Origin of the sequence: Castellaniella defragrans 65Phen, from assembly GCF_000612685.1 — a bacterium.
Lineage (GTDB): Bacteria > Pseudomonadota > Gammaproteobacteria > Burkholderiales > Burkholderiaceae_B > Castellaniella > Castellaniella defragrans.
On record NZ_HG916765.1, the window covers coordinates 2730047 to 2741814 of the forward strand.

The 11768-nt window shown below is 69.2% G+C and carries 13 protein-coding genes and 1 pseudogene; 7 read left to right on the forward strand and 7 right to left on the reverse strand.

Annotated features, from left to right (window positions below):
• Nucleotides 1–42 precede the first annotated feature (42 nt).
• From BN940_RS12225 to BN940_RS12240, 4 genes are all read left to right on the forward strand, one after another.
• Entirely contained in the window at nt 43–831 is a 789-nt protein-coding gene (locus BN940_RS12225; RefSeq protein ID WP_043683443.1) for a transporter substrate-binding domain-containing protein, read from the forward strand.
• A 170-nt stretch (nt 832–1001) separates the two neighbouring features.
• The gene (locus BN940_RS12230) at nt 1002–1691 is read left to right on the forward strand and encodes an ABC transporter permease (RefSeq protein WP_043683445.1); all 690 of its coding nucleotides are present in this window, start codon (nt 1002–1004) and stop codon (nt 1689–1691) included.
• Complete coding sequence (gene hisM / locus BN940_RS12235; RefSeq protein WP_043683448.1) at nt 1688–2398, forward strand: histidine ABC transporter permease HisM; 711 nt, start codon at nt 1688–1690, stop codon at nt 2396–2398. Before BN940_RS12230 ends, hisM begins: the two co-directional genes overlap by 4 nt.
• Nucleotides 2399–2419: 21 nt before the next feature.
• Nucleotides 2420–3187: an ABC transporter ATP-binding protein gene (locus BN940_RS12240; RefSeq protein WP_043683450.1), complete on the forward strand. Its 768-nt coding sequence runs from the start codon at nt 2420–2422 to the stop codon at nt 3185–3187.
• A 24-nt stretch (nt 3188–3211) separates the two neighbouring features.
• On the opposite strand, the gene BN940_RS12245 is transcribed toward BN940_RS12240, so the two are convergent.
• Together BN940_RS12245 and BN940_RS20130 are read right to left on the reverse strand one after the other, a co-directional pair.
• Entirely contained in the window at nt 3212–3586 is a 375-nt protein-coding gene (locus BN940_RS12245; protein ID WP_043683453.1) for a hypothetical protein, read from the reverse strand.
• A 79-nt stretch (nt 3587–3665) separates the two neighbouring features.
• On the reverse strand, nt 3666–3791 hold the full coding sequence (locus BN940_RS20130; RefSeq protein WP_276808398.1) for a hypothetical protein: 126 nt from the start codon (nt 3789–3791) through the stop codon (nt 3666–3668).
• Nucleotides 3792–4298: 507 nt separating this feature from the next.
• Here BN940_RS20130 and BN940_RS12255 point away from each other — a divergent pair.
• Nucleotides 4299–5345, forward strand: a complete 1047-nt coding sequence (locus tag BN940_RS12255) for a DUF4351 domain-containing protein (RefSeq protein ID WP_052355824.1) — start codon at nt 4299–4301, stop codon at nt 5343–5345.
• A gap of 102 nt (nt 5346–5447) precedes the next feature.
• Here BN940_RS12255 and BN940_RS19885 read toward each other — a convergent pair whose 3' ends face one another.
• Together BN940_RS19885 and BN940_RS20335 are read right to left on the reverse strand one after the other, a co-directional pair.
• Nucleotides 5448–5927 (reverse strand): GNAT family N-acetyltransferase, encoded by a 480-nt coding sequence (locus BN940_RS19885; RefSeq protein WP_242404322.1) that lies wholly within the window; start codon nt 5925–5927, stop codon nt 5448–5450.
• A pseudogene (locus BN940_RS20335) lies at nt 5901–6629 on the reverse strand (YqiA/YcfP family alpha/beta fold hydrolase); the annotation flags it as partial. The gene BN940_RS19885 and the pseudogene BN940_RS20335, both read right to left, overlap by 27 nt.
• 168 nt (nt 6630–6797) lie before the next feature.
• On the opposite strand from BN940_RS20335, the gene BN940_RS12265 reads away from it, so the two are divergent.
• Together BN940_RS12265 and BN940_RS12270 are read left to right on the forward strand one after the other, a co-directional pair.
• The gene (locus BN940_RS12265; protein ID WP_043683458.1) at nt 6798–7472 is read left to right on the forward strand and encodes a helix-turn-helix domain-containing protein; all 675 of its coding nucleotides are present in this window, start codon (nt 6798–6800) and stop codon (nt 7470–7472) included.
• 185 nt (nt 7473–7657) lie between these two features.
• Nucleotides 7658–8572: a DMT family transporter gene (locus BN940_RS12270; RefSeq protein ID WP_052355825.1), complete on the forward strand. Its 915-nt coding sequence runs from the start codon at nt 7658–7660 to the stop codon at nt 8570–8572.
• 172 nt (nt 8573–8744) lie between these two features.
• Here BN940_RS12270 and typA read toward each other — a convergent pair whose 3' ends face one another.
• Genes typA through rbfA form a run of 3 tightly spaced genes read right to left on the reverse strand, consistent with a single transcriptional unit; the run spans nt 8745 to nt 11766 of the window.
• The gene (gene typA / locus BN940_RS12275) at nt 8745–10565 is read right to left on the reverse strand and encodes a translational GTPase TypA (RefSeq protein WP_043683459.1); all 1821 of its coding nucleotides are present in this window, start codon (nt 10563–10565) and stop codon (nt 8745–8747) included.
• Nucleotides 10562–11320, reverse strand: coding sequence for a tRNA pseudouridine(55) synthase TruB (truB, locus tag BN940_RS12280; protein ID WP_043683462.1), 759 nt, complete (start codon nt 11318–11320; stop codon nt 10562–10564). The genes typA and truB overlap by 4 nt, the downstream gene beginning before the upstream one ends.
• Before the next feature lie 35 nt (nt 11321–11355).
• A complete protein-coding gene (gene rbfA, locus BN940_RS12285; RefSeq protein ID WP_043683465.1) occupies nt 11356–11766 on the reverse strand; it encodes a 30S ribosome-binding factor RbfA in 411 nt (136 codons plus the stop codon).
• Nucleotides 11767–11768: the final 2 nt, after the last annotated feature.

Sequence of the window (11768 nt, forward strand, 5' to 3'; positions counted from 1 at the left end):
GCCGGCGCCACCCGCCGCCCGACCACCCAGGAGAACCATGCGATGAAAACCACCCTGCTCGGGGCCGCGCTGCTGATCGCGGCCGGCCTGATCCCCGCCGTGGGCGCCGCCGCCGACGCCAAGGAACTCAAGATCGCCACCGAAGCCGGCTACCCGCCGTTTGAATACCGCAACCCCAACGGCCAGCTCGAAGGCTTCGACATCGACATCGGCAACGAGCTCTGCAAGCGCCTGAACCGCACCTGCGTGTGGATCGACCAGTCCTTCGACAGCCTGATTCCCGGCCTGCAGGCGCGCAAGTTCGACCTCGCCAATTCCACCATGACCGCCACCGAGGCGCGCAAGAAAGTCATCGACTTCTCCACGCCCATGTACATCGTGCCGGTCAAGCTGATGGTCAAGAAGGGCAGCGGCCTGCAGCCCACCGCCGAATCCCTGAAGGGCAAGCGCGTCGGCGTGCAGCAGGGCACCACGATGGAAACCTACGCGCGCAAGCACTGGGCGCCCAAGGGCGTCGAGGTCGTCGCCTATCCCAGCTACACCAACGCCTACGTGGACGTCACGGCCGGCCGCCTGGACGCCACCTTCCAGGAAGCCCAGAGCGCGGTCGAGGGCTTCCTGAACAAGCCCGAAGGCGCCGGCTACGAGCTCGCCGACATGACGCTGGATGACCCGATCCTGAACGAGCCCATCGCCATGGGCATCCGCAAGGGCAATGCGATCAAGGCCGACGTGGACAAGACCCTCAAGGCCATGCTGGCCGACGGCACGATCCAGGGCTACGCGAAGAAATATTTCGCCGAAGGCCTGATCCAGTTCCCCGCCCAGTGATTTCGCGCCCGCCGCGCCATGCCGCCTGAGCGCGCGCCCGGGCCCGGCCTCCCCGGAGGCGGCCTGGCGGGCTCCGTCCGGCGCGGCGCGGCCGGCTCATCCCGGGCAGGGCGCCGCCGCACCGGCCCGCGGGCCGGAATCCTCCACTCCATCGTCCATCCCCGATACCCATGTTTCTAGACGGCTACGGTCCCCTGCTGCTGGAGGGGACGTGGGTCACCATCAAGCTCGCGCTGCTGTCCCTGGCCGTGGCCGTGGGGCTGGGGCTGCTGGGCGCCTGGGCCAAGCTGTCGGCCTCGTGGGGCGCCCGCCTGGCCGCCACCGCCTACACCACGCTCATCCGCGGCGTCCCGGATCTGGTGCTGATGCTGCTGATCTTCTTCAGCATGCAGATCTACCTGAACGACCTGACCGACCTGCTCGGGCTGGACCCGATCGACATCGATCCCTTCGGCGCCGGCGTGCTGACGCTGGGCTTCATCTACGGCGCCTACTTCGCCGAGACCTTCCGCGGCGCGTTCATGGCCGTGCCCTACGGCCAGATGGAGGCCGCCACGGCCTACGGCATGCGCGAATTCCAGGTCTTCCGCCGCGTGCTGTTCCCGCAGATGATGCGCCACGCCCTGCCCGGCATCGGCAACAACTGGCAGGTCCTGCTGAAATCCACCGCGCTGGTGTCGCTGATCGGCCTGACCGACCTGGTCAAGGTCGCCCAGGACGCGGGCAACGTCACCTTCCGGGTGTTCCTGTTCATCAGCCTGACCGGCCTGATCTACCTGGCCCTGACCACCCTGTCCAACGGCATCCTGTACTGGCTGGACCGCCGCTACAGCGTGGGCGTGCGCGAGGCGCAGCTATGACCGACGTGCTCGAACAGTTCTGGCGCGCCTACCTGTACGCCAGCAACGGCAGCCCGTCGGGCATGGCCATCACCCTGTGGCTGCTGGTGCTGTCGGTGTCGATGGGCTTCTTCGTCTCGATCTTCCTCGCCGTGGCCCGGGTGTCCTCGCGCCGCTGGCTGTCGGTCCCGCTGTGGGCCTTCAGCTACGTGTTCCGCGGCACGCCGCTGTACGTGCAGATCCTGTTCATCTACGCCGGCATCTACAGCCTGGACTTCGTCAAGGGCACCCCGCCGCTGGCGGCGTTCTTCCAGAGCGGCTTCAACTGCCTGGTGCTGGCCCTGACGCTGAACACCGTCGCCTACACCACCGAGATCTTCGCCGGCGCCATCCGCGCCACCAGCGCCGGCGAGATCGAGGCCGCGCGCGCCTACGGCATGACGCGCTTCGCGATGTACCGCCGGGTGATCCTGCCCTCGGCCCTGCGCCGCGCGCTGCCGGCCTACAGCAACGAGGTCATCCTGATGCTGCACGCCACCTCCCTGGCCTTCACCGCCACCGTGCCCGACATCCTCAAAGTCGCCCGCGACGCCAACTCGGCCACCTACCAGACCTTCGCGTCCTACGGCCTGGCCGCCCTGCTCTACCTGTGCCTGTCGTTCGCACTCATCTGGCTGTTCCGCCGGTTCGAGCGCCGCACGCTGGCCTACCAGGGCACCCACCGCTAGGGCCTGTTCATACCGATCCCCATGTCCAAACTCGAAGTACTCAACATCCACAAGCGCTACGGCGACAACGAGGTCCTCAAGGGCGTCTCCCTGACGGCCAACGCCGGCGACGTGATCTGCATCCTGGGCTCCAGCGGCTCGGGCAAGTCGACCTTCCTGCGCTGCATCAACTTCCTGGAAAAGCCCAATCAGGGCTCGGTGTCGCTCAATGGCGAAATGCTGAAGATCGTCCACGACAAGCACGGCGAGCCTCATGCCGCCGACCTGGACCAGCTGCGCCGCCTGCGCTCGAAACTGGCGATGGTGTTCCAGCACTTCAATCTGTGGGCGCACATGAACGTGCTGGGCAACGTGATCGAGGCGCCGATCCAGGTGCTGAAGCTGGGCCGCGCCGAAGCCGTCGAACGCGCCCGCCACTACCTGGCCAAGGTCGGCCTGGACCCCAAGGTCGAAACCCAGTATCCCTCGTCCCTGTCGGGCGGCCAGCAGCAGCGCGTGGCGATCGCCCGCGCCCTGGCCATGGAGCCCGAGGTCATGCTGTTCGACGAGCCCACGTCCGCACTGGACCCGGAGCTGGTGGGCGAGGTGCTGAAGGTCATGCAGAAGCTGGCCGAGGAAGGCCGCACCATGCTGGTCGTCACCCACGAAATGGGCTTCGCGCGCAACCTGGCGTCACAGGTCATGTTCCTGCACCAGGGCGTGGCCGAGGAGGTCGGCGCTCCGGCCGATATTTTCGACAACCCGCAAAGCCCGCGGCTGCGGCAGTTTCTGTCGGGGAATCTGAAGTAGGGCCCGGTCCCGTGCCGGAACGATTCACCATCCGTGGCCGATCACGAAACCGGCCAGGCCCGCAATGGCCATCCCGAAGATGAACAGCATCGCCCAGAGCGGCGCGATGACGTATTTCCTGAAATCCCGCAGCAGGATCTGAACCGCATCCACCATCTCCCCCTTCGCCACGCGGATCGTGTCGTCGAACTCGCGCTTGGCGAACTGGATCTGCTCGTGCAGTTCGCCGGACAGCGTCCGGATGTTGTTGCCGGCCGCCGCGTCGAACTGGGCGGCCGCCTGCTGGATGGAGCGGTCCAGCGCTTCCTGGACCTTGGGCAGGTTCGCGTCCAGGATGTCGGTCGCCGCCGTTTCCAGGGCCTGGCCGAAGTTCTGCGAGGTTTCTTTGAAGTCGAACACGGGCGTGATCCTTTCGGGCGGTTCTTTCGGGCGATCCTTTCGGGTGATCGGTCGGGGGGAGTCCGCGAGCGCGCGGGGTTCAGGCGTCCTCCCGCTGCCTGCGCAGGGACTCGTTTTCCTTTTTCAGCGCCTCGTGGCTTTCGTACAACTCCCAGCCTTTGCGCAGGACGGCGTAGAGTCCAATGATGGCCAGCAGATTCTTCATGGTCAACTCCTGAAAGGATGAAGGGCGGCATCCACCGCCTTTTCCAGAGCGGTCAGGCGGCGGGTCTTGACGGGCCTGTGGCCGCAGCGCGCGCAGACCGGGGAATGCGGGAGCATGCCGCTGGTCTGGCAATGCCAGAACACATTGCCGGCGGGACGGCTGGCGGGCCGGTGGACCCGCTTCCAGCCGCAGGCCGGACATTGCAGCATGAAAGGTTTGGGCGGAACGAGCATGGGGCGGCTCCTGGTTTGGAATGTCCACGGATCGATGCTAGGCGCGGGGCGCGACATTTCGTGTCGCATCGAACGAAAGCCGGGACTGCGCGTTTCATGCCTGGGATATTTTCGTCCGTTCGTACTTCCCAGTCTGGCGAGGAGATCTGGGCGTCTCCAGAATGGGGCTTCCTGCATTCGGAAGCCCGCCATGTCCCATCGGAATGATGCCCCGCCTGCCACCGCCGCTTCTACTGCCGCCCCTGCTGCGGCTGCTCCGGCCGCTCCCGCCGTAGTGGCTACGGATGCTGCTGCCGGTCCCGCTGCCTCCGCCGTTACCTCTGCCGCTGCCGTCCCCGCCGACGACCACGACAGTCCCTGGAAGGAGGCCCTGGAACTCTTCTTCCGCCAGGCCATCGAACTGCTGGCGCACGCTCTCTACCAGGTCATCGACTGGTCCGTGGCCCCCCAGTTCCTGGACAAGGAACTGCAGGCGCTTGATGTGCCCGACGGCCCGCCCGGCCATGGGCGCCTGCATGCCGACAAGCTGGTGCGGGTGCGCCACAAGGACGGCGCCGACGCCTGGATCCTGGTCCACGTCGAGGTCCAGGGCGGGGGCATGGGCGCTCGCGCGATGGCCCGGATCGCCCAGCGCATGTACCGCTACAGGACGCGCATCGAACACCGCCACGAAGGCCTGAACGCCCGCGCCGGGCGCGCGCCGCCGGCGCTGTTCAGCCTGGCCATCCTGGTGGCCAGCCGATCCGGCCCCGATCGCCTGGAATACCGGCGCGAGTTCCTCGGCCAGGGTGTGTATTTTTCCTTTCATGCCGTACACTTGTCTCAGTGGCTGAGCCGCTGGGGCGAGCTGGAATCGCTGGCGCGCACGAACCCGTTTGCCGTGGTGATCCTGGCGCAGCTGCAGGCCCTGCGGTATCGGACCGGGGCGCAGCGGCTGGAGCCCACCGTCTCGCTGGTGCGGCTGCTGTACGGATACGGCTACGACCGGGAACACATCCAGCCGCTGCTGCGGCTGATCGAATGGATGCTGCGGCTGCCTGCGCAGCAGGAGCCGGCCTATCTGGCGGCGGTGGAACGCCTGGAACAGGAGCGCAAGATGAGCTATGTGATGATTGCCGAACGCCGCGGCATTGCGAAAGGACTGGAACAAGGCCAGGTCAAAGGCCAGGCCGATCTGCTGCTGCGCCTGATCGAACGGCGCTTCGGCCCGGTGGATGCGGAAACCACGCAGCGCATCCGCGCCGCGGGGGCACCGGAACTGGAAGCCTGGTCGCTGAACATCCTGGACGCCCCGACCCTGGACGAGATCTTCCGCTCCTGATCCCTGGCGGGATCGCTCCCGCATCGTTCAAGACCGCTGCCGCATCACCCGGCGCGGGATGATATTCGCGCCCACGCCCTCGCGGGGCTGCTCCGGCAGCCTTCAGAACCGCCGCCGCATCACCCGGTGCGGGATGCCCGCGTCCATGAAGGTGTCGCCCTCCTCCACGAAACCGTGGCGGGCGTAGAAGGGCCGGGCCTGCAGTTGCGCGTCCAGCACGACTTCCGCATCGCCACGGCGGCGGGCCGCATCCATCAATGCGGTGAGCAGCAGCGAGCCGACGCCCTGGCCGCGCCAGGCCCTGCGCACGGCCATGCGGCCGATGTGGCCGTCGGGCAGCAGGCGGCCGGTGCCCATGGCCTGCCCGTCGGCATCGTAGGCGATGGCGTGCAGGCATTGCGCGTCGCGGGCGTCCAGCTCTTCTTCCAGCGGCACGCGCTGTTCCTCGACGAAGACCTCCAGGCGGATGCGGCTGGCCTCGACGCCCAGCGCGTCCCAGTTGCCCGTGACGACGCACCGGCCAGCGGCATCCCGCGCTGCCTCGGCCGATGATCCCGGATCGCCCAGGGCGAAATCCAGCACCTCGGGCAGCCAGTCGGCGAAATCGGACATGCCGTGGTCGCTGCCCTCGATGATGCGCTGGCGGCAGCCCGCGAAGCGCGCCCGCATCTCGCGCCAGTCCAGGACCTCGTCGCCGGTGGCGGCCAGCAGGAAATAGCGTTCCGGCCGCGTCAAGACCTGGATGTCGGCCTCGGCCCGCGCCAGCTCCTCCACGTAGCCAGGCAGGAATTCAAACGGCGCATCGCCGTGGAAGGTGCGGTGCGAGCCCACCTGGGTCGCCAGGTCGCGCGCCGCATGGACGACGGGATTGAGCAGCACGGCGCGGCAGCCCAGGCGCTCGGCCAGCCAGGTGGCGTAAAAGCCGCCCAGGGACGAGCCGACGACCGTCAGGCGGTCCGCAGCGTCCTCGCCGGACGGCGCCCGGCCCCCCTGCCCCTCTCCGGCGGGCGTATCGTCGCCGGCTGGCGGCGCACCGCCCGAACGTCCGTCGCCGGACGGCGCATCGGCAGCTTCGGGCGCCGCGCCTGGGCATGGGCCGGCAGCCCCCGCGCCCAGGCGGTCCCGCACCAGCCCCAGGGCCAGTTCCAGCGCGGCGGCCGGACTGGCGGGCAGCTGCGGGCAGCACCAGTCGGACGCCAGGCCGCGCTCGGCCAGGGCCCGGGCCATCAGGCGGGCCTTGAAGGAATCGGGAGAGGATCGGAATCCGTGCAGGTAGAGGATCATGAAAAACGCGGCGCGGCGTTCCGGGCGCCACGGCGGCGCGCGACGGAGCCGTGGGCCCATTTTAAGCGGCCCCGCCGCCAGCAGCGCCGTGCGGCACACCGCCGGCGCGCCGCAAGACGCTGTAAGATCGACGCATCCGCATTCCCGCATCCCGATCCCTTCCCCGCCATGCCGCTACTCGAACCGGTCAGCACGCTGCGCATCTACGATGGACAGGCGAACGTCCACGTCCACGATCATGCGCAGGTGATGATGCCGCTGGCCGGACGCATGGAACTGGAAGTCGACGGGCATGCCCTGTTCACGGATCCGTCCTGCGGCATGCTGATTCCGGCGGGCGCCCGGCACGCCTATTGCGCGCAGCCCGGCACCCGCATCCTGGTGATCGACGCGCCCGAATCGGCCGGGCTGGAGCGGCTGCGGCGTTTCGCCCTGACGCCGGCCTGCCGCGCCCTGGGCGGCCAGGGCGACGCCGCGCGGCAGCTGGCCCTGCTGCTGGACCTGCCCACGGTGCTGGCCTCGCGCCGGGGCCTGGATCTGGCGCGCCTGGACGCCGCCCTGGCCGGGGCGCTGCACGAGGCCTGGCCGACGGCCCGCATGGCGCGGCTGTTCAACCTCAGCCCGCAGCGCTTCCACGCCCGGCTGCTGGAGCTCACCGGCCGCACGCCGGGCGACCACCTGCGCGCCCTGCGGCTGGAGCGCGCCAGCCGGGCGCTGGCGCGCGGCGCGACGCTGGAAGCCGTCGCCGCGCAGGTCGGCTACCGTTCGGGCAGCGCCCTGGCCTATGCGCTGCGGCGCGACCGGGGGACCGGCGCCCGCGCGCTGCGCCAGCCCGCATCCTGAATCCGCCTGCGGCGCGGACGCCTCCGGCCACCGCCACGGCGCGGCACATACCCGAGCGCCACCGCACCATCGCCTCCACACCATCGCCGCCGCACCATCGCCACCGCACCATCGCCGCCAGCCCCCGGACGGACCATGAGCGTTTCTCGACAGACGCCCGGCGCTGGATACGCCATCATGAGGACATGAGCACGACATCGAATCCTTCCCCCGCCGCCTCGCAGGCGCGGCCCCTGCAAGGCATCCTGCTGGTGCTGGGCGCCGGCATGCTGTGGGGCACCACGGGCACGGCCCAGAGCTTTTCCGACGGCGCGCTCTCGCCCTACTGGGTGGGCGCCCTGCGCCTGGGGGTTGCGGCCCTCTTCTTCCTGGCCTATGCCGGCTCGGTCAATGGCCTGCCCCACCTGGGCCGCCAGCTGGCGGGCCTGGACTGGCGCCGCACCGCCTGGGCCGGCGCCTGCATCGCGGGCTACAACCTGGCGTTCTTCGCCGGGGTGAAAGCCACGGGCGTGGCGGTGGGCACGGCGCTGGCCATCGGCAGCGGCCCGATCTGGGCCGGCCTGCTGCAGCTGGCCGGCGGCGCGCGGCCCGGCGCCGGCTGGTGGGCCGGCACGCTGCTGGCGGTGGGCGGCGGCGTGCTGCTGGTGTTCGGCCGCGCCGGCGCGCTCCAGGCCGATCCGCTGGGCATCGCGCTGTGCCTGGCCGCCGGCCTGACCTACGCGCTCTATACCCTGCTGAACAAGCGGCTGGTGGACCGCTCGGCGCCGGCCGTCACCACGCTGGGCGTGTTCCTGGTGAGCGCCCTGCTGGCCCTGCCGGCCGCCGCGCTATGGGCCGGGCCGCTGCAGATCACGGCCTCGGGCTGGCTGGTGGTGGGATTCCTCGGCATCGCCTCGACGGGGGTCGCCTACCTGCTGTTCACCACGGGCCTGCGCAGCATCAGCGCCGCCAGCGGCGTGTCGCTGGCCCTGATGGAGCCCGTCACCGCCTTCCTGCTCGCCCTGGTGGTGGTGGGCGAGCGGCCCGGCGCGCTGGCCTACGCCGGCCTGGCGGCACTGCTGGCCGGACTGGCGATCGTGATCCGCGCCGAGACACACTGACATCTCCGCCCGCCGCCCGTGCGGGCAACCTCACACCCTGCGTCGACCTGCGCGTCCAGGTTCCCCGGGACGCTGTTGGAGCCTACCCCCACATTCCCGGCGAAGCCGCCAAAATGCGACCTGCGTCCCGGGGAACCTGGACGCGCAGGTGAGATCTCCCTTGAAAGCCCGATCAGGCCGATTCGCGCAGGCTGCGGCGGCGTTCGTGCTCTTGCAGATAGCGTTTGCGCAGGCGGATCGACTTGGGCGTGACTTCGACCAGCTCGTCGTCGGCGATGAACTCGACGGCGTACTCCAGGCTCATGGCGATGGGCGGCACCAGGTCGATGTGCTCGTCCTTGCCGGAGGCGCGGACGTTGGTCAGCTTCTTTTCCTTGATGGGATTGACCACCAGGTCGTTGTCGCGCGAATGGATGCCGATGATCATGCCTTCATAGACCGGATCCTGGGGCGACACGAACATGCGGCCGCGCTCCTGCAGCTTCCACAGGGCGTAGGCCACGGCGGTGCCGTCGTCCTGGCTGATCAGCACGCCGTTGCGGCGCTCGCCGACGCCGCCCTCGCGCACCGGCGCGTAGTCGTCGAAGATGTGGCTCATCAGGCCCGTGCCGCGCGTGAGCGTCATGAATTCGCTCTGGAAGCCGATCAGGCCGCGCGCCGGGATGCGGTATTCCAGACGGGTGCGGCCGCGCCCGTCGGGCTGCATGTCCTGCAGGTCGCCCTTGCGCCGGCCCAGCTCTTCCATCACGCCGCCCTGGTGCGCATCCTCCACGTCCACGGTCAGCAGCTCGTACGGCTCGCACTTGACGCCGCCGATCTCCTTGAACATCACGCGCGGACGCGACACCGCCAGCTCGTAGCCCTCGCGGCGCATGTTCTCCAGCAGGATGGTCAGGTGCAGTTCGCCCCGGCCGCAGACCTCGAACACGGTGTCGTCGTCGGTGTCGTTCACGCGCAGGGCGACGTTGGACTTCAGCTCGCGGTCCAGGCGGTCGCGCAGCTGGCGGCTGGTGACGAACTTGCCTTCGCGCCCGGCCAGGGGCGAGGTGTTCACCATGAAGTTCATGGTCAGCGTGGGCTCGTCGATGCGCAGCATGGGCAGCGCCTCGGGCACGGCCGGGTCCATCAGGGTGCAGCCGATGCCGATGTCCTCGATGCCGTTGATCAGCACGATGTCGCCGGCCTCGGCCTCGTTCACCAGCTCGCGCTCCAGACCCTTGAACTTCAGCACCTGGTTGACGCGGCCCTTGAAGGACTCGCCCTCGGGGCCGAACTTCACCGCCACGTCCTGGCCGGCGCGCAGACGGCCGCGGTTGATGCGACCCACGCCGATCTTGCCGACGTAGCTGCTGTAGTCCAGGGAAATGATCTGCAGCTGCAGGGGACCGTCGGCGTCGTCGTCGCGCTGCGGCACGTATTGCAGGATGGCGTCGAACAGGGGCCGCATGGTGCCCGAGCGCACGTCGTCGGTCAGCCCGGCGTAGCCCGACAGGCCCGAGGCGTAGATCACCGGGAAATCCAGCTGCTCCTCGGTCGCGCCCAGCTTGTCGAACAGGTCGAAGGTGGCGTTGACGACGTAGTCCGGGCGCGCGCCCGGGCGGTCGACCTTGTTGACCACCACGATGGGCTTCAGGCCCAGCGCCAGCGCCTTGCGCGTGACGAAGCGGGTCTGCGGCATCGGGCCTTCGACGGCATCGACCAGCAGCAGCACGCCGTCCACCATGGACAGCACGCGCTCGACCTCGCCGCCGAAGTCGGCGTGGCCCGGGGTGTCGATGATGTTGATGTGCGTGCCTTCGTATTCGACGGCGCAGTTCTTGGCCAGGATCGTGATGCCGCGCTCGCGCTCGATATCGCCCGAATCCATCACCCGCTCCGACACCTGCTGGTTGTCGCGGAAGGTGCCGGACTGCCGCAGCAGCTGGTCGACCAGTGTGGTCTTGCCATGGTCCACGTGGGCGATGATGGCCACGTTGCGCAAAGCTCGTTTCATAGAATGTTGTCCTCGGTGGAAGCGCTTGCCGGGCGCAGACCGTCCGGCAAGGCGTGTAAAGGGATCAGCGCCGCGGCCGGCGCTTCCATGGCCTGCAGGGCTTCCAGCCCCACGGCCTGCTCGATCGAAAACGGCCCGACGGCGGTGCGCCGCAGGGCCGACAGGTGCGCCAGGCAGCCCAGGCGGCGGCCGATGTCCTGGGCCAGGGTGCGCACGTAGGTGCCCTTGCTGCAATGCACCCGCAGCCGGGCGCTGCGGCCGTCGCAGGCCAGCAGCTCCAGCGCATGGATCACGATCCGGCGTGGCGGGCGCTCCAGCTCGATGCCCTGGCGGGCGTATTCGTACAGCGGCCTGCCGTCGCGCTTGAGCGCCGACACCATGGGCGGGATCTGCTCGATCTCGCCCCGGAACGGAGCCAGCGCGGCTTCCAGCGCGGCGGCGTCCACGCCGGCGAAATCGTCCGGCGCGCGCGCCGTGACGTGGCCCGTCAGGTCGCCGCTGTCGGTCTCCTCGCCGAAGGCCAGGGTCGCCTCGTAGACCTTGTCGGCCTCCAGCATGGCGGCGGAAATCTTCGTCGCGCGGCCGAAGCAGCAGATCAGCAGGCCCGTGGCGAACGGGTCCAGCGTGCCGGTGTGGCCCGCCTTGCGGGCGTCCACCGTACGTTTGGCGCGCTGCAGCGCATGGTTGCTCGACAGGCCCTCCGGTTTGTCCAGCAACAGGACTCCGTCGAGCATCTGCCCGCGTCGGGAAGCCATCGTTCAATCCGTCCAGATGAGTGACGACCGCCCTGTCAGGGCTGGCCGTCCGGGTCTTCGAGTTCGGGGATGTCCGAAGCGCCCGCCTGGGGACGGTTGGCCCGATCGATCAGTTGCGTGAGTTCGATGCCGCGTGCCAGCTGCGCGTCGTGCACGAAGCGCAGGGTGGGCACCGTATGGATGTGCAGCAGCCGGAAGAGCTGCGAGTGCAGCCAGCCCGCCTTGTCGTTGAGGGCCTGGGCGGCGGCTTCGGGCTCGGCGCCCAGCACGGTGAAGTAGACCTTGGCATGGGCGTAGTCGGCCGACAGATCGACGCCGGTGAGCGTGATCAGGCCGGCGCGCGCGACGTCGAGCTCGCGCTGCACCAGGGCCGCCAGGTCCTTCTGGATCTGGTCGGCCAGGCGCGTGTTGCGTCCGGGATTCGGCTTGGATTTATGACGACCCATGA